This is a genomic window from Bacillus sp. ISL-51 (assembly GCF_018613535.1).
Classification (GTDB): Bacteria; Bacillota; Bacilli; order Bacillales; family Bacillaceae; genus Bacillus.
In genome coordinates this window covers 175,158-196,811 of sequence record NZ_JAGGQB010000004.1, presented here as the reverse complement: position 1 = coordinate 196,811, position 21,654 = coordinate 175,158, and the positions used below count along the sequence as shown (strand labels likewise).

Annotated in this window: 22 protein-coding genes; 15 read left to right on the top strand and 7 right to left on the bottom strand. The window is 48.4% G+C overall.

What is annotated here, in order from left to right; genetic code table 11:
* Positions 1 to 79 precede the first annotated feature (79 nt).
* The 5 genes from J7E26_RS04740 to J7E26_RS04720 all read right to left on the bottom strand — a co-directional run bounded on the left by J7E26_RS04740 (position 80) and on the right by J7E26_RS04720 (position 4,052).
* Positions 80 to 709 carry a YczE/YyaS/YitT family protein gene (locus tag J7E26_RS04740; protein ID WP_214801873.1) on the bottom strand — a complete coding sequence of 210 codons (630 nt, stop codon included), beginning with the start codon at positions 707 to 709 and terminating at the stop codon, positions 80 to 82.
* 98 nt (positions 710 to 807) lie between these two features.
* Positions 808 to 1,551 carry an amino acid ABC transporter ATP-binding protein gene (locus tag J7E26_RS04735; RefSeq protein ID WP_214801870.1) on the bottom strand — a complete coding sequence of 248 codons (744 nt, stop codon included), beginning with the start codon at positions 1,549 to 1,551 and terminating at the stop codon, positions 808 to 810.
* 12 nt (positions 1,552 to 1,563) lie between these two features.
* A complete protein-coding gene (locus J7E26_RS04730) occupies positions 1,564 to 2,268 on the bottom strand; it encodes an amino acid ABC transporter permease (RefSeq protein ID WP_214801867.1) in 705 nt (234 codons plus the stop codon).
* A complete protein-coding gene (tcyA, locus tag J7E26_RS04725) occupies positions 2,255 to 3,052 on the bottom strand; it encodes an amino acid ABC transporter substrate-binding protein (RefSeq protein WP_214801863.1) in 798 nt (265 codons plus the stop codon). Before tcyA ends, J7E26_RS04730 begins: the two co-directional genes overlap by 14 nt.
* A gap of 127 nt (positions 3,053 to 3,179) precedes the next feature.
* Positions 3,180 to 4,052 (bottom strand): transcriptional regulator BsdA, encoded by an 873-nt coding sequence (locus tag J7E26_RS04720; RefSeq protein WP_214813174.1) that lies wholly within the window; start codon positions 4,050 to 4,052, stop codon positions 3,180 to 3,182.
* 91 nt (positions 4,053 to 4,143) lie between these two features.
* On the opposite strand from J7E26_RS04720, the gene J7E26_RS04715 reads away from it, so the two are divergent.
* From J7E26_RS04715 to J7E26_RS04700, 4 genes are read left to right on the top strand one after another with little or no spacing between them, the layout of a single operon-like run.
* Positions 4,144 to 4,758: a non-oxidative hydroxyarylic acid decarboxylases subunit B gene (locus J7E26_RS04715; RefSeq protein WP_214813173.1), complete on the top strand. Its 615-nt coding sequence runs from the start codon at positions 4,144 to 4,146 to the stop codon at positions 4,756 to 4,758.
* A 2-nt stretch (positions 4,759 to 4,760) separates the two neighbouring features.
* Complete coding sequence (gene bsdC, locus J7E26_RS04710) at positions 4,761 to 6,182, top strand: non-oxidative hydroxyarylic acid decarboxylases subunit C (RefSeq protein WP_214801857.1); 1,422 nt, start codon at positions 4,761 to 4,763, stop codon at positions 6,180 to 6,182.
* 16 nt (positions 6,183 to 6,198) lie between these two features.
* On the top strand, positions 6,199 to 6,432 hold the full coding sequence (locus J7E26_RS04705; protein ID WP_214813172.1) for a non-oxidative hydroxyarylic acid decarboxylases subunit D: 234 nt from the start codon (positions 6,199 to 6,201) through the stop codon (positions 6,430 to 6,432).
* Positions 6,429 to 6,887, top strand: coding sequence for a pyridoxamine 5'-phosphate oxidase family protein (locus J7E26_RS04700; protein WP_214813171.1), 459 nt, complete (start codon positions 6,429 to 6,431; stop codon positions 6,885 to 6,887). The genes J7E26_RS04705 and J7E26_RS04700 overlap by 4 nt, the downstream gene beginning before the upstream one ends.
* Before the next feature lie 39 nt (positions 6,888 to 6,926).
* Here J7E26_RS04700 and J7E26_RS04695 read toward each other — a convergent pair whose 3' ends face one another.
* Positions 6,927 to 8,405 (bottom strand): peptide MFS transporter, encoded by a 1,479-nt coding sequence (locus J7E26_RS04695; protein WP_214801848.1) that lies wholly within the window; start codon positions 8,403 to 8,405, stop codon positions 6,927 to 6,929.
* Positions 8,406 to 8,683: 278 nt separating this feature from the next.
* Between J7E26_RS04695 and J7E26_RS04690 the strand changes: the two genes are divergently transcribed.
* A complete protein-coding gene (locus J7E26_RS04690) occupies positions 8,684 to 10,426 on the top strand; it encodes a right-handed parallel beta-helix repeat-containing protein (protein ID WP_214801845.1) in 1,743 nt (580 codons plus the stop codon).
* Positions 10,427 to 10,444: 18 nt separating this feature from the next.
* Here J7E26_RS04690 and J7E26_RS04685 read toward each other — a convergent pair whose 3' ends face one another.
* Entirely contained in the window at positions 10,445 to 10,666 is a 222-nt protein-coding gene (locus tag J7E26_RS04685; protein WP_214813169.1) for a YczF family membrane protein, read from the bottom strand.
* Between the two features lie 121 nt (positions 10,667 to 10,787).
* Between J7E26_RS04685 and gerKA the strand changes: the two genes are divergently transcribed.
* From gerKA to J7E26_RS04635, 10 genes are all read left to right on the top strand, one after another.
* Entirely contained in the window at positions 10,788 to 12,425 is a 1,638-nt protein-coding gene (gerKA, locus tag J7E26_RS04680; protein ID WP_214801839.1) for a spore germination protein GerKA, read from the top strand.
* The gene (locus J7E26_RS04675; RefSeq protein ID WP_214801836.1) at positions 12,412 to 13,638 is read left to right on the top strand and encodes a Ger(x)C family spore germination protein; all 1,227 of its coding nucleotides are present in this window, start codon (positions 12,412 to 12,414) and stop codon (positions 13,636 to 13,638) included. The genes gerKA and J7E26_RS04675 overlap by 14 nt, the downstream gene beginning before the upstream one ends.
* Before the next feature lie 24 nt (positions 13,639 to 13,662).
* Positions 13,663 to 14,781, top strand: coding sequence for an endospore germination permease GerKB (locus J7E26_RS04670; protein ID WP_214801833.1), 1,119 nt, complete (start codon positions 13,663 to 13,665; stop codon positions 14,779 to 14,781).
* Positions 14,782 to 14,943: 162 nt separating this feature from the next.
* Positions 14,944 to 16,266 (top strand): LLM class flavin-dependent oxidoreductase, encoded by a 1,323-nt coding sequence (locus J7E26_RS04665; protein ID WP_214801829.1) that lies wholly within the window; start codon positions 14,944 to 14,946, stop codon positions 16,264 to 16,266.
* A 12-nt stretch (positions 16,267 to 16,278) separates the two neighbouring features.
* A complete protein-coding gene (locus J7E26_RS04660) occupies positions 16,279 to 16,776 on the top strand; it encodes a GNAT family N-acetyltransferase (protein ID WP_214801826.1) in 498 nt (165 codons plus the stop codon).
* A gap of 20 nt (positions 16,777 to 16,796) precedes the next feature.
* A complete protein-coding gene (locus J7E26_RS04655; protein ID WP_214801823.1) occupies positions 16,797 to 17,588 on the top strand; it encodes an amino acid ABC transporter substrate-binding protein in 792 nt (263 codons plus the stop codon).
* A 22-nt stretch (positions 17,589 to 17,610) separates the two neighbouring features.
* Positions 17,611 to 18,285 carry an amino acid ABC transporter permease gene (locus J7E26_RS04650; protein ID WP_214801820.1) on the top strand — a complete coding sequence of 225 codons (675 nt, stop codon included), beginning with the start codon at positions 17,611 to 17,613 and terminating at the stop codon, positions 18,283 to 18,285.
* Between the two features lie 12 nt (positions 18,286 to 18,297).
* Complete coding sequence (locus J7E26_RS04645) at positions 18,298 to 19,047, top strand: amino acid ABC transporter ATP-binding protein (protein ID WP_214801817.1); 750 nt, start codon at positions 18,298 to 18,300, stop codon at positions 19,045 to 19,047.
* Between the two features lie 17 nt (positions 19,048 to 19,064).
* Complete coding sequence (locus J7E26_RS04640; protein WP_214801815.1) at positions 19,065 to 20,216, top strand: M20 peptidase aminoacylase family protein; 1,152 nt, start codon at positions 19,065 to 19,067, stop codon at positions 20,214 to 20,216.
* The gene (locus J7E26_RS04635) at positions 20,213 to 21,559 is read left to right on the top strand and encodes an MmgE/PrpD family protein (RefSeq protein WP_214801812.1); all 1,347 of its coding nucleotides are present in this window, start codon (positions 20,213 to 20,215) and stop codon (positions 21,557 to 21,559) included. The genes J7E26_RS04640 and J7E26_RS04635 overlap by 4 nt, the downstream gene beginning before the upstream one ends.
* Positions 21,560 to 21,654 lie beyond the last annotated feature (95 nt).

The window sequence follows — 21,654 nt, the reverse complement described above, 5'->3', positions numbered from 1 at the left end:
TATTGTCAAAACCATCCTATCATATCAGGCGCACGCTGTCCGACAATAAAAAAAACAAAACCTTAAAACGGCTTTGTTTTTAATGAACGGACGGAGCACGCCCTGAGATCGCATATGTTAAAAGCTTTGCGGACTGCGGCAAAGAAAAACGCAGAATCAGTCCCGTCAAAATGGCTGTAATGATGGTGCCGATGCCGATCGGCCCGCCCATTGCCCATGCCGCGCCGAGAATCGTCAGCTCGATGCCGTTGCGCACCCATTGCACATTCCAGCCCGTTTTCTCTGAAATCAGCATCATCAGTGAATCCCGGGGTCCCGCGCCGAGTCCGGCTGATACGTAAATACCGACGCCGCAGCCAATCATAAACAAGCCGAGCGAAAAGAACACAGCCGATGCAACAAAAGCGTCCGTCTCAGGAAGCAGAAAGGAAAAGAAATCGATAAACATCCCCAGCAGCACCATATTCAAAATGGCGCCGAGCTTGGGAAGCGTCTTTGTAAATAAACAGGTCAACGCGACAATGGCCGCCCCGACGACGATAGACCATTGCCCGACGGAAAGCCCGAAATGCTGAAACAGCCCGTAATGAAAAGCATCCCAAGGACTGATGCCGAGAGCTTTCCCTTTGATGGTCAGAGATACCCCGAAAGACAAAATGAACAAACCCGCAAAATAAAACGTCCATCGCAAAACAAGTTCCCGCTTCAAAGAGGTCCCTTCTTTCATAAAAATCATTAATTGTCATTGTAGCATATCTGACAAAAAAAAGAAGAAGCGAAATCGTGTTTCGCTTCTTCTTCGGCATCCTACAAAGGATTCAATATACGATTCAAAAACCGTTTTGTGCGTTCTTCTTTCGGCGCGGAAAAAATTTGGCTCGGCGGCCCTTGTTCCACAATGACGCCGCCGTCAATGAAGACGACTTCATCGGCCACTTCCTGCGCGAATTTGATTTCATGTGTGACGACAACCATCGTCCAGCCTTCATTCGCCAAATCCTTAATGACTTTCAGCACCTCGCCGACAAGCTCGGGATCAAGCGCTGACGTCGGTTCGTCAAACAGCATCAGCTCAGGCTGAATCGCAAGTGCGCGGGCAATCCCGACGCGCTGCTGCTGACCGCCGGAAAGCTGGAATGGGTACAAATCCATTTTGTCTTTCAGGCCGACCTTTTCAAGAAGCTGAATCGCTTCTTTTCTGACTTGCTCCTTGTCGCGTTTTTGCACTTGAACGGGGCCTTCCATGACATTTTCAAGTGCCGTGCGGTGAGGAAACAGATGATACGCCTGAAAGACCATGCCTGATTTACGGCGGAGCCGAAGGATATCAGACTGCTTCGCTTTTTTAGAGAAATCTATTGAAAAATCGGGAAACGAAAGCTCGCCGGCGTTCGGGATTTCAAGCGCGTTCAGACAGCGCAGAAGCGTCGTTTTGCCTGAGCCGGACGGTCCCAGAACGGCAATGACTTTCCCTTTTTCTATCTCCATATCTATCTTTTTTAAAATTTCATTCTGACCGAATGATTTATTTAACCCTTTAACAGAGAGCATACCGAAACCTCCTTATTTGGCCACATAACGGTCAAGACGCCGTTCGATCACAAGCTGTACGAGGGACAGCAAGAAGCAGATGATCCAATAAATAAAGGCGGCTTCAATATAAATGACCAAGATCTGATCAAGATTTTGCGCGCCGATTTCCTGCGCTTTTCGAAACAGCTCGGCGACCAGAATCTGCGAAGCGAGAGATGTATCCTTGATCAGGCTGATAAATGTATTTGATAATGGCGGAATAGACACGCGAAACGCCTGCGGCAGAATCACGCGGAACAATGTCTTTTGATAGGTCATGCCAATGGTATAACCCGCTTCCCATTGCCCTTTCGGCACGGATGAAATAGATGCCCGGATGATTTCAGAAGCATATGCGCCTACGTTTAATGAGAAAGCGATGACTGCGCTTGGGAAAGGGTCCAGTGTAATATTAAAGGTCGGGAACAGATAAAAAATGATGAACAATTGAACGAGAAGAGGAGTGCCGCGCACAGCCGATACGTATACGCTGAACACCCATCTCATCGGTTTCATATTTGACATTCTGGCCAGCGCTGTGGTCAGCGCGATGATCATTCCGAAAATAAAGGAAAGAATGGTAAGGGGAATCGAATAATAGATTCCCCCTGATAAGATCGGCCAGAATGACTGCTGCACCAGATCCCAAGGAATGGCTGCTGCAATCACAGGTTCCGGCATGTTATTTAGAAACATCTTCGCCGAACCATTTTTTAGAGATTTTAGAAAGAGTCCCGTCCTCTTTCATTTCTTTTAATGCTTTGTTTACGTGCGTTACAAGCTCGCCGCTGCCTTTACGGAATGTAAAGTATGTGTGCTGCGGTTCACCCGCTTCAAACGCGATTTTGACATTTTTATTGCCTGACGTTTTTAAGTAATTCAACACGGCCAGCTTATCGTTATATGTTAAGTCAGCGCGTCCTTGCTGAATAAGCTGAAGGGCTTGCGCCATGCCTTCAACGCCTTCTACTTTTGCGCCCGCTTTTTGGGCCAATTTGTTGTAGTTGCTTGTTAATGATTGAGCCGCAGTTTTGCCTTTGACATCGGCCTCTTTAGAAATATCACTGTCTTTTTTCGTCACGACAACCGCGTTAGACGTTGTATACATATCTGAAAAGTCATATTGATTCTCGCGGCCTGTTTTGCCGACTTGGTTGGCCACGACATCAAAACGTTTAGCGTTTAACCCGGCAAACATGCTGTCCCATTGTGTTTCTTTGAAGTCAGCTTTCAGACCGAGACGTTTCGCGGCTTCTTGAATCACTTCAACATCATATCCGGTCAGTTTGTCAGTTTTTTTATCGTGGAAGGTAAACGGGTCATACGTTCCTTCTGTACCGACGGTCAGTACGCCTTTTTTCTTGACAGAAGCCCAAAGATCGCCGTCTTTTGACTTAGATCCGCTGTCCTGTGAGTTTCCGCAGGCTGCAAGCACCGCGATGCTGACCATCATGAACAAAGCGAGTAATGCTTTTTTCATCTTCTTTATTCCCCACTTTTCTGATTAGTTTTATTGAGAAAAAATAGCTCCCAATTGTAAAGGATAACTTTTTTTTAGTATGAGTCAAGTAATTGGTTTTCATGAGTATGAAAAAAGGGCTCTTTCTTTAAAACAATTCCAAAAATTGTCTTGCCGGCTTCGGTAAATAGCTGTCCGTTCTCCAGATGACCGCCGGTGTCATGACAAACGGATTGTCCTCGATCGTTACCGTTTTAATATGCGCTCTCATATGGACGGGAATCATCGTCAAGGGCAGAATCGTGGCTCCGAACCCTTGTGACACGAGGCTGAGCAGTGTCGCTGAATCGTGGCATTCACAAACAACCTGAAGGTCAAGACCGACCTGTTCACAGACATGAAGAACTTGGTCATATACGCCTTTCCCATTTACCGTGCGCAAGAGGATAAGCGGCAATGAGGCGATGTCCTCCAGTTTGATCGTTTCTCCGCACTTGTATTTTGTTTGTTCCGAAAGCACCAATACACACGGAATATCTTCAAGTTCCTTCGATTCAATGCCGTCGCTTTTGATCAGGGTGGTGGTGACGGCGGCGTCAATCTGCCGGGATTCTAAGAGTTCCACCAGCGAAACGGGTTCATCCTCCCAAATATTAAAAGTCAGATGCGGATACCGTTCCTTCATTTGGGTGACTTTGTCAAGCATAAGCGCGGCGCAATATATCGTTGATCCCACTGCAAGTGTGCCGGCCACTTCTTCCTTCAGCTCCTGTACCTCAATGATGGCGTCCTCAAACTTATGAAGGATCTCTTTCGCCCTTTTCAGAAAAACATTTCCTTCATATGTAAGAGTCATTTGTTTTTTCTTGTTGCGGTCAAACAGAATGACGCCCAACTCTTCTTCGAGCTGTTTCAGCTGTCTGCTCAGGGGCGGCTGTGCCATATGCAGTTTTTTGGCGGCCGACGTGATTTTTTGCTCTTGGGCGATGGTGACGAAGTAGCGCAATTGCCGGATATCCATGTGGAAACGCTCCTTTCTAATATACCCTATAGGTATGATATATAGATTTAACGAATATTTTTCATATGGATATATCAGGAGTATGATGGTTTTGAAGACATATTTCAAGCGTAAAGGAGGGGTCATCTTGAAGCTCGTCATAGGAATGACCGGAGCCACGGGGGCCATATTCGGGATCAGGCTTTTAGAATATTTGAAAGCCGCAGAGATTGAAACGCACCTTGTTGTATCTCCTTGGGCGAATGTCACTATTGCACATGAAACCGATTATACATTAAAGGATGTCGAGAAACTGGCGGCATATACGTATTCCCACAAGGACCAGGCAGCGGCAATTTCAAGCGGGTCGTTTGAAACGGATGGAATGATTATCGCCCCGTGCAGCATGAAATCACTCGCAAGCATCCGCACCGGGATGGCGGACAATCTGCTGACAAGAGCGGCAGACGTCATGCTGAAAGAACGGAAGAAGCTTGTGCTCCTGACGAGAGAAACGCCGCTCAACCAAGTCCATTTAGAAAATATGCTAACGCTTACAAAAATGGGCTCCGTCATTCTGCCGCCGATGCCCGCTTTTTATAATAAGCCGGCCGGATTAGATGAAATGATAGATCACATTGTGTTCAGAACGCTCGATCAGTTCGGCATTCGTCTGCCGGAAGCGAAGCGCTGGAACGGAATTGAAAAAGAAAAGGGAGGAAATTGATTATGGCCTATCAAGATTTTAGAGAATTTCTCGCGGCTCTTGAAAAAGAAGGACAGCTGTTAACAGTAAACGAAGAGGTAAAACCGGAGCCGGATTTAGGTGCGGCTGCGCGCGCGGCCAGCAACCTCGGCGATAAAAGCCCCGCGCTTTTGTTTAACAATATTTACGGCTGTCAAGATGCGCAAATCGCTATGAATGTCATCGGTTCCTGGCCGAATCATGCGATGATGCTCGGGTTGCCGAAAGACACACCGGTAAAGGAGCAGTTCTTTGAGTTCGCTAAACGGTACGATACGTTCCCGATGCCCGTCAAACGGGAAGAAACGGCGCCGTTTCACGAAAATGAAATCACAGAAGACATCAATCTGTTTGACATTCTGCCTTTATTCAGAATCAACCAAGGAGACGGCGGCTATTATTTGGACAAAGCGTGTGTGATTTCCCGCGACCTCGAAGATCCGGGCAATTTCGGCAAGCAGAACGTCGGCATTTACAGAATGCAGGTGAAAGGAAAAGACCGCCTCGGCATTCAGCCGGTGCCGCAGCACGATATCGCGATTCATCTTCGTCAAGCTGAAGAACGCGGCGTCAATCTTCCTGTCACGATCGCGCTCGGCTGTGAGCCTGTCATTACGACGGCCGCATCAACACCGCTTTTATATGACCAATCCGAATACGAAATGGCCGGAGCGATCCAGGGGGAACCATACAGAATCGTGAAATCTAAGCTGTCTGATTTAGATATTCCGTGGGGCGCCGAAGTTGTTCTGGAAGGTGAAATCATTGCCGGAGAACGGGAGTATGAAGGTCCTTTCGGTGAATTCACAGGCCATTATTCAGGCGGACGAAGCATGCCGGTGATTAAAATTAAACGGGTGTGCCACCGCACCAATCCGATTTTTGAACATTTGTATTTAGGCATGCCTTGGACAGAGTGTGACTATATGATCGGCATTAATACGTGTGTGCCTCTTTACCAGCAGCTTAAAGAAGCCTATCCGAACGAAATTGTTGCCGTCAACGCGATGTACACGCACGGTTTAATTGCCATCGTATCAACGAAAACACGCTACGGCGGTTTCGCTAAAGCGGTCGGCATGCGCGCCCTGACGACGCCGCACGGGCTCGGCTATTGTAAAATGGTCATCATTGTCGACGAGGATGTTGATCCGTTCAACCTGCCGCAAGTCATGTGGGCGCTTTCTACAAAAATGCATCCGAAACACGATGCGGTCATTATTCCGGATTTATCCGTCCTGCCGCTTGACCCGGGCTCTGATCCGGCAGGGATGACGCATAAAATGATTCTTGACGCTACAACACCTGCCGCGCCGGAAACAAGAGGCCATTATTCACAGCCGCTTGATTCTCCGCTGACAACAAAAGAGTGGGAACAAAAATTAATGGACTTGATGAATAAATAAGAAAGGATGAACTGATATGAAAACGTGTCCGCGCTGTGAGTCAAAAAAAGGAGAAACCGTAAGCACATCACCGGTAACAGGCGCATGGGAAGTATACCAATGCCAAACCTGTTTCTTTACATGGAGATCTTGCGAGCCGGAGAGCATTACAAATCCGGAACAATACAATCCATCATTTAAAATCGACCCGAAGGAAACGGAGACAGCCACTCTCGTTCCAGCTGTTCCGGAAAGAAAAGCGCAGCGATGATTGAACATTTACCAGACACTCTCTATGCGCTTTTAGACGGGACGGAGCTTGAGAAGAAGCAGCATGAAGCATTTGTCCTGCAATCCGTCACGGAGGAGGGCAGGCCTCACGCCGCCATGATCAGCGCCGGCGAAATCATTGCCGTAAGCAGAACTGATATCCGTATCGCTTTATGGAAAAACACCACGACGGCAAGAAATCTGCTGCGCTCAGGACAAGCCCTTTTCACAGCTTGGCAGAACGGAGCCGCTTATTACGCCACACTGCAATGTGAGCCGCTCCCGGCACAAGAAGAGGCGAAATATGACAGAGAGCGCTTTAGCTGCCGTGTCGTCTTTGTGAAAGAGGATAGGGCGAAATACGCTGACTTGACGTCCGGTCCGGCCATTCAGTTGCATGAGCCGGAGAATGTGCTGGAAAGATGGAAAGAAACGCTGGAGGAATTGAAACAATAGAAGCAAAAAAAGAGCCTGCGGTGTCCGCAGGCCCTTTTTTTATTTTACGCCTTTCATTGCCCGTTTAATCACAGGTGAGAGAAGCAGCAAAATAATACCGAGAATGATAGAAATAAGACCGATTGAGCCGAAATAGGCCGCCTCAGAAATTTTATCAAACAAACCGACTACTTTTGCGTTCAGTGCTTGACCGCAGGCATTTGTCAAAAACCACATGCTCATCGTCTGCGCTGAGAAAGCGGCAGGCGCAAGCTTTGTCGTTACTGATAATCCGACCGGGGAAAGGCAAAGCTCACCGAGCACGACCAACAGGAAGCTGAGCACAAGCCAAAGCGGGCTGACGAGTTCGCCGTTTCCGCCCATAACCGGAAGAACCATCACAAGGAATGACAAACCGGCGAGGATAATGCCGATCGCAAATTTAATCGGTGTTGAAGGCTGGCGTTTGCCGAGCTTCATCCAAATCCAAGCGAAAACCGGTGCGAAAATGACGATAAATAGCGGATTTAAAGACTGGAACCAAGAAGACTCCAGCTGGAATCCCGCAAATGAAAGCTTTGTGCGCTGATCTGCGTATAGGGCCAGAATTGTCGCCCCTTGCTCCTGAATGGCCCAGAACATGGCCGCCGCGATAAACAGCGGGACATAGGCCGCAAGACGTGATTTTTCTGTTTTTGTCGCTTTTTTACTTGTGAACATCACAACAAAGTAAATAACCGGAATAAGAATACCGAGAACACTGACGATGTCAATCACACGCGGGATCGTTAACCAGCCGGTTTGAATCAGGATCAGAATCACAATGGACGCAATAACGACGCCGATTCCGGTTCCGATAACGGATGCTTTTGAGATCGGATTCGGTACGTTGGAACCTGCTTTGCCAAGGTATTTTTTTCTCGTCAGAGCGAAAACGATAAGTCCGAGGAACATACCGGCAGCGGCGCATCCGAAGCCAAGATGGTAATTGTACTTCTGTCCGAGTGTTCCGACAATTAGCGGCGCGAGTAATCCGCCGAGGTTGATGCCCATGTAAAAGATACTGAAACCTGCGTCACGGCGCTGATCTTCCTTCGTATACAAATCTCCGACCACACTTGATACGTTCGGCTTTAATAAGCCGGTTCCGATAATGATCAGAGCCATGCTGAGAAAAAACGCAGCCGTGCTGCCAGGGAAGGCAAGAGCGATGTGTCCGAACATAATTAAGATTCCGCCGTAAAATACGGTGTTTGCCGTTCCGAATACCCGGTCGGCAAGCCAGCCGCCGATTACGCTCGACATGTACACGAGAGATCCGTAAATGGACATAATGGCAACTGCAGTGCTTTTGTCAAAACCGAGACCGCCATGAGCGACTTCCGTGTACAAGTAGTAAAGCAATATGGCTCTCATACCATAGTAGGAGAAACGCTCCCAAAATTCGGTAAAAAACAGTGTGAACAAGCCGCGGGGATGACCGAAGAACCCTCTTTGCGGCACACTTTCTACTATATATTCCTTCTCAATTGATGCCACCTGAGCCAACCCTTTCTTAAAAAAGTGTATTACAAAAATCATATTCTTATATAATACTTGTGTCAATATAATTTATACTGAATTCAAAAAATTCCAGAATCAAAAAATCTCAAATCCTTGATAATAGCCGAATTTTCCTAATTCTAATGACTTATTTTGTCATATTATCTAACGAAACTATCTATATAAACTTTTTTAATAAAATTTAAAATATGTACAGACGGAGCTGCAGATGACCGAATAGGATAGAAATAAAAGAGGAAGGAGGGGATGTTCATTTGCCGAATCGTATATTGAATGTAACAGATTGCGGTGTGGCGGCAGACGGTAAAACCGACGTGACAAGCACTCTCAATCAATGCTTGGCAGAGGCCGTCACGAAGGGCTATCACACGGTTTTGTTTCCGCAGGGAACCTACTGCATAAACGGCACCCTAGGCGGAGACAGCAATCAGCCATTCCGAAACGCCGGCATTAATGTACCGAGTAATATATCCATTATCATGGACCCGCAATGCATTATCAAAGTAGCACCGAACAGCTCTTGGGGTTATTCGGCTTTCTATATAGGAAGAAAAGAAAACGTCACCATTACAGGCGGACAGATTATCGGGGAGCGTGATGAACACACTTATCGCAATGTCCCGTTGCGGTCGACTCATGAATGGGGATTCGGAATATGTATCGAAGGCAGCAGCAATATTCTTGTGGAGAACGTAAACATCTCAAATTTTACGGGGGACGGCATCATTATCAGTCCGCTCGGATTAAGAACAAACAATGATTACGAAACATCAGAGCATGTGACCATCCGCCGCTGCGGCATCAGGCAGTCAAGGCGAAATAACATTTCCATCACCGGCTGCAACACAGTAACAGTGGAAGAATGCATCATCGAGGACGCAGGAACAGGAAACGGTACGGCGCCGAAATTCGGCATTGACATCGAGGGATACGGAGAGGGCGGTATTGACTATGAAGAGGCCCTTCATATCACCATCCGCAACAACTTTTTTAACGGAAACGTCGCAAGTTCCATCACGAACTTTAACGGATACGGCGTATTAATTGAAGGAAATCAGGCTGACAACACGATCAGCTACGGGTACGGCGCGCAAACCGTTATTACAGGAAATGTCCTGTATCGGACAAACGGCGCAAGCACAGGAATCGCGGGACAAGGTGTGTCACAAGGGCAGGAGAGCAGCAATGCGATCATTTCCAACAATCTCATTACCGGTTTCTCCACCGGAATTGACGTGAGAGGAAAAAGCGTCCTCGTCAGCCATAACAAAATCAATCAATTTGATAACACCGGCATTTCCGTCTATCGGGCAACGGATGTGACGGTTGAAGGCAATGTCATTGAAAATGGACTATCCCAAACGAGACGAACCACGGGACTTCGGGCGGTGCTGTCAGAAAACACCGTCTTTATCAATAACAGCCTCAATCAAGTGATTGACGCGATCAACATTTCGGCCGGGAATATAACCGTTAAAAATAATGTACTGAAATCGTTCAGCCGGGGCATATGGGTCATGGGAGGCAAGGTCGACATTGAAGGAAATACACTGAGTCCGAACGCGTTTGAAGGAGCGGCCGAGTCTTATTCCATTTCTGTGACAAATGACGCCAAGGCTGTGATCAAAGCCAACCTCTTCAGAAACTACAAAAATTATCCGATTTTCAGCTCGACCGCCTCTGCCACCTCGATCATCGGCAACCGCTTTGAGTCGTCACCGCTGATCGTCACCGTGTATCTCAATTCAGGTACTCATGAAATCATTGACAATACCATCACAATGAACAGAACGGCAGGCATCCCGATAGGAATTTATTTGAACGGATCCACTCATTCCCTTATCTCCGGCAATACTATCAACAACCTTTCCCAAGCTTCTGCATCAGCCATCCAAACAAGCTCTTCCGCCAACACAAAGATCATCGGCAACAAAATTATCAAAGGCGTAATCGTGAAACACAGAACGGATACAGAAACCGGAAATATCGTTGTATAACGTAAGAAAGACGCCCGGTCAGGGGTCTTTTTTTTGTGTTTTATATAAGGCCGCCATTTCTTTAATTAAAAAAAGCCCAAACAGGCAAAGCATCAGCCATTCCGAAAAAGTTGTCAATTTAAACGCGGACAGGTTGTTTTTGACCGCCCCGTACAGATTGAACCCTTGCAGCATGTCCATCCCTATCGAAATCATCAGACAGGCGGCAAGCAAAAAAAACGAAACACCTAATATTTTCATGCACATCACTCTCCGTTCTTATTCTTTTCGTTCTTGCAAAACTTATGCAGGCTCAGGATTGTGCATAATCTTTTGCTGTGCAGGAAGAATATGAAAAAAACAAGGAAAGGTATTTTGTGATATGCCTCCATTCTTTAAGCAGAAGAAAAAGAAAAATACCGAAAAGAAAAACCTCGAAAAAGGGGACGAAAAAGAAGAAAGCAAATCCGAAGAAGAGCAGAATGAACCGATTTCAGCCAGCTTATCGGAAAATATGAAAAAGCTGTCTGAACGCTTCGGCAACAGCGCAGATGTCGTCATCCGCCGGCTGAAAATCGGAAAGGAAGAACTTCCGGCGGCAATTGTATACATAGCGGGTTTGGTTGATGAGCAGCTTGTCAGCCAATCCTTGCTGGAGGATCTGATTGACATCCCATCCGTTCAGCCCGAGCAGGCCGTTTGCCGGATGTATGAGAAAACCATTGCGGTCGGCGGGATGAAAGAGGAGCAAAAATGGAAGAGTCTTTATGCGGGGCTGATGGCCGGGAGCACGCTCATTTTTGTGGACGGAGCTGATAAAGCGCTTATCGCCAGCACGGAAGGGGGAGAGCGCCGCTCAATAGAGGAGCCGAGCACTCAAGTGTCATTCCGCGGTCCGCGCCAAGGGTTTACGGAATCGCTGCAAACAAATGTCTCCATGATCCGCAGGTACATTAAAACGCCTGATGTGTGGGTTGAGAAGATGGAGATCGGGCACGAGACAAATACCGATGTTGCGCTGATGTATATTAACGGGATCTGCGAAAAAAAGCTGATCAAGGAAGTCCGCAGCCGGCTGAAGCATATTGATATCGACAGTATTTTGGAATCCGGCTACATTGAACAGCTGATCGAAGACGCGCCGTTTTCTGTATTTCCTACGGTGTATCATACGGAAAGGCCCGATGTTGTCGCAGGTAATCTCCTGGAAGGAAGATTTGCGATTATCGTAGACGGAACGCCGTTTGTCCTGCTTGCGCCGGCCCTATTTATACAATTTTTTCAGTCCGTTGAAGACTATTATTCACGATTTGATATCGCCACAAGCATTCGGATGCTGCGGGTCTTGATTTTCTTCATCTCTTTGGTCGCTCCGGGCATTTATGTGGCCGCTACGACTTTTCATCAAGAGATGATTCCGACGCAGCTGTTAATTGTTATCGCCGCCCAGCGCGAGACCGTGCCGTTTCCGGCTGTGATTGAAGCTTTGACAATGGAGGTGGCTTTCGAAATTCTCAGGGAGGCCGGAGTGCGGCTGCCGAGGGTGGTCGGCTCGGCGGTTTCGATTGTCGGAGCGCTCGTCATCGGCCAGGCCGCGGTCCAGGCGGGCATCGTGTCTCCGGCCATGGTCATCGTCGTGGCGCTGACGGCTATTGCCAGTTTTGCGACACCGGCCTTTGACATGGCGATATCAGCGCGCCTGATTCGATTTGTCTTCATCCTTTCAGCGGCAGTTATGGGCTTTTACGGCTTGATTTTAGGCATTATTATCATGTTTGTCCATCTTTGCAGCCTGCGCTCATTCGGTTTCCCATATATGTCACCGCTTGCTCCGATGTCATCAGGCGGTTTGAAGGATTCGATATTCCGCGCTCCTTTATGGGCTGATGAAAAAAAACCGAGCCTATTAGTGCAGCAAAATAACAGGCGCCAAGGCCGGCATCAGAGGCCAAAACCCGAGACGTCAAGGGGAATGGTCAATAAAGATGTAAAAGAGGGCGACGGCAATGAAAAAACGTAAATGTATACTCGCTCTGATCATGATGCTCTGCACCCTGTTTTTATCGGGATGCTGGGATAAAAGGGAATTGACAGACTTGGCCGTCATATCCGCAATCGGAATTGACCGGACGGATGAAGGGAAATATATGCTGCACTTTCAGATTATCAACCCGGGAAACGTAGCGGGGGGACTGCAGGGCGGCGGAGCGGGGGACAGGCCGCCGGTATCGGTCTATTCCGTTTCCGGGGACAATTTAACAGAAGCATTCAGAAAAGGATCAATGCAAGTTTCCAGAAGACTCTATTTCGCGCATACGAATCTAGTGGTGTTCAGCGAAAAAATCGCCAGGGAAGAAGGACTCGAATTTATATTGGACAATCTCGACCGCGATACGGAATTCAGAACAACGGCAACCGCTGTCATCGCCCATAACTGTAAAGCTGAGGACATTATTAAAGTGCTGACGCCGATTGATAAAATTCCTTCTAATAAAGTGAACAAGACGCTGGGATTTACGGAGGAGCAATACGGAAGAATCGTCAAAACAAGCTTGCAGGATGTTCTGATTGATCTGACCTCTCCGACCGGGGCACCCTTTATTCCGGGCTATGAGATGCACGGGGACGGCAAAGCCGGCCCGAATATGGAAAATACGCAGGAAACTGAACCGAAAGCGGTTCTTTCAGCGGACGGTCTTGCGGTATTTAAAAAGGACGGGCGGCTGGATTACTGGATTGAGAGCGATGACAGTGTGGGAGCGGTTTGGCTCTTAAACAAAATTAAGCATACATTCATTAATGCGGATTGGAAGCATGTCAAACACGCGATCAGTCTGCAGGTGATCCGCCAGAACACGCGGATAACGGCCTCTTTTCCGAACGGAAAACCGCACATTAAGGTGCGGGTTGAAGCGGAAGGACAGATTGACGCAGTCAGATACCCATTCCATCTGTCGGACCCGAGAGTGATTAATCAAATGGAAAAAGCGCTCAGCACGCAGCTTGATAAAGATATTTCCAGATCCGTTGAAGATATTAAAGCTCATAAAAATGATTTTGTGGGCTTTGGAGATGTCATTTACAGAAAGCACCCTAAAGAGTGGAAAAAGCTGAAGGGGAAATGGGACGAGGAATATCTTCCTGCTCTTCCCGTCGATGTGAAGACGGAAGTGGTCATCAGAAGAACGGGCTTGCGGAACAATCCTCTCACGGACAAGCTTGATCACGATTAATGCGAGGAGAAAGGAGCGGTGCACATGGAGAATGCCAAAATCAGCAAACGGCAGCTGTTTATCATGATCATTTTATTTGAACTGGGCAGTTCTTTATTGATCCCGCCAGGCACGATGGCCGGACGGGATGCGTGGCTGTCCGTGCTTCTCGGGTGCGTGGCCGGTCTCGGGCTTTTCTACGTCTACCAGGCGCTGTATCAATTTTTTCCTGATTCTTCTCCGAGAGATTATATGAATGAACTGATCGGCAGGCATCTCAGCTGGGTTGTATCGCTTCTTTACATTCTCTATTTTTCTTACGTCGCCGCCCGTGTGCTGCGCGATTTCGGTGAAATGCTCGTGACATTCGCCTATTCGGACACACCGCTTTTGATTGTCAACGCCATGCTGATGCTTGCAGCGATATACGGGGTCAGAAAAGGAATTGAAGTGTTGGCGAGGGCGGGCGAGCTGTTATTCGGAATCATGTATTTTCTCACGGCGATCGGGTTAATTCTCATTATCAGCTCCCGTACGATGAATCTGAAATATTTGCAGCCAATGTTAGCTGACGGCATGGGGACGGTGATTTATTCTGTTTTTAAACAGACGATGTATATCCCGTTTGGAGAAATGATCGTGTTTGTCATGATTTTCCCTTATTTAAATAACCGGAAGTCGGTCAAAAAAATCGGGTTTCTCGCGATTATCATCAGCGGCCTGTTTTTGGCGATGTCCGTCGCCATCAATATATCCGTGCTGGATGTCAACTTAACGCTCCGCTCCCAATTCCCGCTGCTAAGCACGATTCAGACGATTAAAGTGGAGGAGTTTTTGGACCGGCTTGACGTCTTTTTTATGCTCGTGCTTGTTATCGGAGGTTTTTTCAAGGTCGCCCTTTTTACATACGCTGTCGTCGTCGGCGTGTCCACGCTGTTTAAAGAAAAAAACCCATCACAGCTGGCCTTCCCGGTAGGACTGGGGGTTTTGATCCTATCTATAAGCATCGCAAGCAATTTTTCGGAACATATGAATGAAGGCTTAAAGATTGTACCGATTTATATTCATCTCCCGTTTCAAGTGATTTTCCCCGTATTGCTGCTTTTGATTGCTGTTATCAAGCAGAAAGTAAAAGGAAGCGTCTATTCCTCTTCGAAGAAATAACCCGGCAGGCATGCCGGGTTATTTTAATTTTATTCTTAATGCATTGACAAACTTGCCAGACAATTGTACATTTTGTTTTATTCTTATTATTTTGCTAGGAAATATGGGTTTAATGGTGTTAATAGTTGGCGAAACACCATTAGATAGAGAAGGAGAAACGTCATGACAAATAAAAAAGAGATCAAACTTGGTGTTTTTCTTGCGGGAACCGGCCATCACGTCGCCTCTTGGAGACATCCGGAAGCACCGGCAGACGCAAGCATGAACTTGGACTACTTTAAAGAATTGGCACAAACGGCTGAGAAAGGCAAAATGGATATGCTGTTTTTGGCTGACAGTTTATCAATAGACGGTAAATCTCATCCAAACGTCTTAACACGCTTTGAACCATTTACACTGCTTTCTGCGCTTGCTCAGGTCACCACTCACATCGGCCTGACGGCGACCGCTTCCACGACATACAGCGAACCGTTCCATATTGCGAGACAATTTGCGTCGCTTGACCACCTCTCAAACGGACGGGCGGGGTGGAACGTCGTTACATCATCAATCGAATCAACCGCGCTCAACTTCAGCGGGGAAGAGCATCTTGAACACCATCTCAGATATCAGCGGGCTGAGGAATTTGTTGAAGTCGTCAAGGGATTATGGGATTCCTGGGAGGAAGACGCGTTTATCCGTGACAAAGAATCCGGAGAATTTTTTGATAAAGAAAAAATGCATGAGCTGAATCATAAAGGAACGTATTTTTCCGTAAGAGGGCCTTTAAATGTCGCGCGTTCACCGCAAGGCCAGCCGGTCATCATTCAGGCGGGATCATCCGGAGACGGCAAAGCGCTGGCTGCCAAGACGGCCGAAGTCATCTTTACGGCTCAAAACCATATGAAATCAGCGCAGGAATTCTATCAATCTATTAAAGAACAGGCGGTTTCTTTCGGCCGCGATCCTGAGAAAATCGCGATTATGCCGGGTATCTTCCCGATCATAGGCGATACGGAAGAAGAAGCAAAGGCAAAATATGAAGAGCTTCAAGATTTGATCATACCGTCTGTCGGCCTGAACATCCTGCAAAATTATTTGGGCGGCATCGACCTTTCATCCTATCCGCTTGACGGGCCGCTGCCTGAATTGGACGCGGAAGCTTCAAACGCGGTAAAAAGCCGCTTTACGCTCGTTCAAGATATGGCCAAGCGCGAAAACATGACCATCCGTGAGCTGTACAAATATGTAGCGGGATCGAGAGGCCATCATATCTTTGCCGGTACGCCTGAACAGCTGGCCGATAAGATGGAAGAATGGGTCGAAAATCAGGCGTGCGACGGCTTTAACATCATGCCGCCTCTTTTACCTGAAGGACTCAATCTTTTTGTAGACAAAGTGATTCCGATATTACAAGACCGCGGCGTGTTCAGAAAAGAATATGAAGGTACGACGCTGAGAGAGCATTTCGGACTGAAGAAACCGGCGAACCGTTATGCCGAATAAGGAGGGCGGACCATGTCAAGACAATATCGGCTCGCGACGGAAGCAGACGCTGATGAGCTGCTTTCGCTGACACTGCGGGCTTATGAACCGATTCGCAAGCTCGGCATCAGCTTTGCCGCCGCAACGGCGGACAAAGAGCTTATACAAAACAACATACGTAAAAATGCCTGTTATGTTCTGGAGGAAGACAGCCGGATACTGGCCACGATTTCATTGCGGATGCCGTGGGGGCCAAATCCTGGTCCGTATGGCGTTCCTCATATTTGGTGGTTCGCCGTTGACCCTGATCTCGGAAAAAAAGGGACGGGCTCAGAACTGCTGGAGTGGCTGGAGCAAACGGTGCTCCGCGATACGCTGAAAGCCCCCTTCGTCTCATTGGGAACGGCTGACAAACATCCGTGGCTGATCGGCATGTATGAGCGTAAAGGCTATGTCCGTTCGGGCGAAAAGGATTTAGGAAAAGGGCATATCACCATTTACTTGAAAAAAGAATTGCGGAATGATCTATAACATAAGAAGGCGGGATTTTAATGAAAAAGAAAACATGGGTTCTGTTGTTAGCTGCGGCGCTTTTGGCCGTCTTATCAGCATGCGGAAACGGAAAACAAAGTGAAAGCGGTGAGAACGTGCTGCATGTCGGCGCCACCGGACAAAGCTATCCGTTCGCATATAAAGAAAATGGCAAGCTGACAGGGTTTGACGTGGACGTAATGGAAGCCGCAGCGAAAAAAATCAATATGAAGCTCGACTGGAAGCTGCTTGAATTCAGCGGACTGATGGGCGAGCTCCAAACCGGCAAACTCGACACAATCTCAAACCAAGTCGCTGTAACGGACGAACGCAAGAAAACCTATAACTTTACTGAACCGTATTCTTATGCGGGCACTCAAATCGTCGTCAAAAACGACAACAAAGACATCAAATCAGTTAATGATTTAAAAGGAAAAACCGTAGCGGCCGTTCTCGGCTCAAACCATGCGAAAAACCTTGAAAGCAAGGACCCGGATAAAAAAATCAACATTAAAACATATGAAACTCAGGAAGGAACGATGAAAGACGTGGCCTACGGACGCGTTGACGCTTATGTAAACAGCCGCAGCGTCCTGATCGCCCAGATTAAAAAGACCGGTCTGCCTCTGAAACTGGCCGGAGACCCGATTGTCTACGAAAAAGTCGCTTTCCCATTCGCTAAGGATGCAGCGCACGATAAAATCCGCAAAAAAGTGAATAAAGCCATTGAAGAACTGCGGAAAGACGGCACGCTGAAAAAACTGTCAGAAAAATACTTTAAAGAAGACATCACAACAGAAACAAAGCATTAAGAAACGGCGGTGAAAAACGAGAATGAACAGCATTGATTGGGGTTTTATGTTTTCAGCCTTTCCCGCGTTAATTGAAGCTTTGCCGATCACTTTATTAATGGCTGTCGCGGCCATGGTGTTTGCCGTGATCGGCGGCCTCATTTTCGCGCTTATTACGAAAAATCGTATTCCGGTGCTTCATCAGCTGTCAAAGGTGTATATTTCATTTTTCCGGGGCGTGCCGACACTTGTTCAGCTTTTCTTAATTTATTACGGCCTGCCTCAGCTCTTCCCCGGAATGAGCAAGATGACGGCGTTAACGGCGGCCATTATCGGGTTAAGTTTGAAAAATGCCGCCTACTTAGCCGAAATCTTCCGTGCTGCCTTGAATTCAGTAGACGAAGGCCAGCTGGAGGCCTGTCTTTCTGTCGGTATGACGAAATCCCAGGCGTACAGACGGGTCATTTTCCCGCAGGCGATCAGAAACGCGCTTCCCGCGACAGGAAACACATTTATCGGCCTGTTAAAAGAAACCTCGCTCGCCTTTACATTAGGTGTCATGGAGATGTTCGCACAGGGAAAAATGTATGCGTCAGGCAATCTGAAGTATTTTGAAACATATTTGGCCGTCGCGGTGATGTACTGGATTCTTACTATTATATACAGCGTGCTGCAGGATCTGCTCGAACGGGCGATCAGCAAGCCTTATCGGACATAGGAGGTGCACCGGATGATACAAGTCAAAAATATCCGTAAAGCATTTAAAGATCTCACCGTGCTTGACGGCATCGGCCTTGAAGTGAAAAGCGGCGAAGTTACGGCGATCATCGGGCCTTCAGGCTCAGGGAAATCAACGCTTCTCCGCTGTCTGAACCTGCTGGAGCGCCCTGATGAAGGCGTCATTGAAATCGGGACAGCGAAGCTTAACGCATCTTCCTATTCAAGGAAAGACGTACACCGCCTTCGCCAGCAGACGGCGATGGTCTTTCAAAATTATAATTTATTCAAAAACAAAACCGCGCTGCAAAACGTGACCGAAGCGCTGATCACGGCTCAAAAAAAGCCGAAAAAAGAAGCGGACCGAATCGGCATGGAGCTGTTGCGGCAGGTCGGTTTAGAGCACAAAGCCGACAGCTACCCGATTACGATGTCAGGCGGGCAGCAGCAGCGGATCGGTATTGCGCGGGCTCTGGCAGTTGATCCCCATGCGATTCTGCTTGACGAACCGACATCAGCCCTTGATCCTGAGCTTGTGGCAGAAGTGCTCCAAGTCATCCAATCAATTGCGGAAAAGCAAACGACGATGGTCATCGTGACCCACGAGATGGCATTTGCCCGGGAAGTTGCCGATCAAGTCATTTTTATGGCGGATGGACGCATCATCGAGCAGGGAACACCGCAGGAGCTGTTTGACAACCCGCAAAACGAACGGACGAAAAAATTCATCAAGCAAGTGGGGGAACCTGCTGAACTTGTGTAAGAAGGGAAGAAGAAGAAATGGCAAAAGAAACGCATGAGACGTTAAACAAACGTTTAATCAACATTCGCCGCGACCTTCATGAATACCCTGAACTGTCAGCTGAAGAATACGAGACGACCAAAAAAATCCGCCTCTGGCTGGAGGAAGAAGAGATTGCGATCCTTGATTTTCCGAAGCTTCAAACAGGCGTGGTCGCCGAGATCAAAGGAGACAAAAACGGCCCCGTCATCGCCGTCAGAGCGGATATTGACGCTTTGCCCATTGAAGAGAAGACAAATCTTCCGTTTGCTTCACGAAACAGCGGTATCATGCACGCGTGCGGCCATGATTTCCACACGGCCTCTATTCTCGGAACGGCTTTCTTACTGAATGAGCGAAAGCATGAACTGAAAGGGACGGTGCGGTTCATTTTTCAGCCCGCCGAAGAAATCGCCGCCGGAGCAAGGCAGGTCATCGAAGCCGGAGCGCTTGACGGCGTATCGGCAATATTCGGCATGCACAACAAACCGGATCTCCCCGTCGGCACCATCGGCCTGAAGGAAGGCCCTCTCATGGCGAGTGTCGATCGGTTTGAGATTACCGTTAAGGGAAAAGGCGGGCACGCCGGCATCCCTGATAACAGCATTGACCCGATTCAGGCGGCGGGGCAGATGATCGGCGCCCTGCAATCGGTTGTCAGCAGAAATATCAGCTCGCTCCATAATGCCGTCGTCAGCATCACAAGAGTCCAAGGCGGCAGCTCTTGGAACGTCATCCCCGACCAAGTTGAGATGGAAGGAACAGTCCGTACGTTTCAAAAAGTAGCGCGGGACGCCGTACCGGAACATATGAAACGGGTGGCCGAAGGGGTTGCGGCAGGCTTCGGGGCAGAGGCTGAATTCCGCTGGTTTCCTTACCTGCCGTCAGTCATGAACGACGGACGATTTTTAAAGACAGCCGCACAAACGGCAGAAAGCCTCGGTTTTCAAACTGTACAGGCTGCGCAGTCTCCCGGCGGTGAAGACTTCGCCCTTTACCAAGAAAACATTCCCGGCTTCTTCGTTTGGATGGGAACAAACGGGACAGAGGAATGGCACCATCCTGCATTCACATTAGACGAAAAGGCGCTGTCGGTTGCGGCCGAATATTTCGCTCAACTGGCCGTCAATGTGCTGGAGCAGGCGGAATGAATATGAAACGTCTGACGGCCGGGCTTGCGCAGGCCGTCATCTCATCTGTGCCAGAAACGTCCGCCGAAGCCATGAAAGAGGCGCAAAAAGGGCTGCTTGATTTTACAGCGGCGGCCTTCGCGGGTAGAAAGGATAAAGGGATAGATAAGCTGTTGAAGCTGATCGATGAAGAAGGCGGACAGCCCATATCTCCGCTTATCGGCCGAAACAGAAAAACGGCGCCGTCCCAATCGGCGCTGATCAACGGATTTATTGCGCATGCACTTGATTTCGATGATGTTCATTCAGATGTGAGAGGACACCCGAGCGCCGTCATTCTTCCGGCTCTTATCGCAGCCGCATCATCCGGCCGTATGGACAAGAGCCGCTTTCTCGGCGCTTACATTACAGGGGCAGAGGTAATGGCGAGGCTCGGTGAGTCAGTCGGAAGGCGCCACTATGAGAAAGGCTGGCACAACACTGGCACATTAGGCGCAATAGCGGCAGCATGCGCCGTCGGTTACGCAGAGAAACTGAATCAAACTGAACTGGAGAAAGCGATCGGCTTTGCTGCCGCGCAATCCGGAGGCATGAGGGTTCAATTCGGCACAGAAATGAAACCGCTCCATGCCGGCTTAGCGTCTCAAGCCGGCTTGTTCGCCGCAAGGCTTGCGCAAACCGGATTCGGCGGATCAGTACACGCGCTTGACGGAGACAAAGGCTTTTTCGGGCTGTATGGCGATCTTGAACGGGCGGAAGCAATATTTTTAAACGGATGGGGAAAGCCTTGGCGAATCGTCAGTCCGGGGCTTTGGTTTAAAATGTATCCGTTTTGCTCGGCGGCTCATCATGCGGCTGACGCCATCCTTAAGCTGAAGGCGCAGCATGGACTCACTGCCGATCAAATCGACCGAATCGATGTGATTTTTCCTTCGGGGGGAGATGCCGCTCTTACAGAACGGCGCCCGAAAACGGGAGAAGCCGGACGGTTCAGCGTTGAATATATCATCACCCTCGCTTTGCACGGAAAAGATTTTTCAGCGGAAAACTTCACATCCAAGCCGATTCCGGAAGCCATTCAAAGCGATTTTTCCCGGATTCACCGCCGCTATGACGACCGGATTCACCCGGCTGAGAACGCCGTGCCAAAAGGCCGCTTCACGATCGTACGGGTGGCCGCCGCCGGCAATCACGTATATGAAACACGTGTCGATTGTCCGAAAGGGGCACCCGGAAACGGACTTTCTGAGGAAGACATACAGGGCAAGCTCAGACTCGCTTTGCCGGAAGAGGTACAAAAAGCGGAAGCACTGATCGATGCCGTCCTGCAATCGGATATTGAACGCTATCTGCAATTGATATAAATAAAAAGAGCGGGGGGATGCAGCCCTCGCTCTTTTTACGTTCACTTCTATTGAATAGGGGGATATAGGATGCGCCCCTGTCTGCGCTGGCAGGG